Genomic DNA, 1,048 nt, shown 5'->3' on the forward strand with positions numbered 1-1,048 from the left:
TTTTTATATTTAGCCCTCCTATGATCATAACAGAAGTAAAAGATAAGGCATCAAAAAAAGCATTTTTAAACGTAGTGCGTATTCTTTATAAAGATGACAAAAACTGGGTTTGCCCACTTGATAATGATGTGGAGGCGGTATTTGATCCGGCTAAAAACAGCTTTCACCAGGATGGCAAATGTACCCGTTGGATACTTACAGACCATAATAATAAGCCAATTGGCCGGGTAGCGGCGTTTATAAATAACAAAAAAGCCTACCATTACCAGCAGCCAACAGGCGGTATGGGTTTTTTTGAATGTATAGATAATAAAGAAGCGGCTTTCCTGCTATTTGATACTGCCAAAAACTGGTTGATGGCTAATGGCATGCAAGCCATGGACGGGCCTATAAATTTTGGCGAGAACGATAATTTTTGGGGATTACTGGTTGAGGGTTTTACGCATCCCTCCTATGGCATGAACTACAACTTTGCGTATTACAGAGGCTTTTTTGAGGAGTACGGCTTTAAAACTCTGTATGAGCAGATCACCAATCACCTGGATGTGCACAAACCATTTTCGGAGCGGTTCACCAAAATTGCCAACTGGGTTATAAAGAAGCCTGGTTATGATTTCAGGCATTTTGAGGCGAAGAAAATGGAAAAATTCGCTGCTGACTTTATCGAAATTTACAATGATGCCTGGCGCGATTTTGAGAATTTTGTACCGATTACCCATGCCACCATTGCCGAAAGCTTTGAAAAAATGAAACCATTGATGGACGAAAAACTGATATGGTTTGCCTACATCGATAATGAACCCGCAGCATTCACCATCATTTTGCCGGATGCCAACCAAATGCTTAAACCCCTAAACGGCAAACTCAACCTGATAGGTAAGMTTAAATTTTTATATTACCGCTGGAAGGGCGTATCCCGGATGAGGGCTATAGTGATGGGCACCAAGCAAAAATATCAAAAACACGGGCTCGAGTCGGCCATCTTTATTAAACTAAAAGAATATGTTTTACCTTTAAAGCAATACGATGAGTTGGAACTATCGTGGGT

Annotated in this window: 1 protein-coding gene; it reads left to right on the plus strand. The window is 40.7% G+C overall.

The window, feature by feature from the left end; all coding sequences use genetic code 11:
* Positions 1-20 precede the first annotated feature (20 nt).
* Positions 21-1,048, plus strand: a 1,028-nt coding sequence (locus tag AC1DPZ_RS27825) for a GNAT family N-acetyltransferase (protein WP_477409637.1), incomplete at its 3' end; no start/stop codon positions are given.

Source organism: Mucilaginibacter sp. P4_G9, from assembly GCF_056400985.1.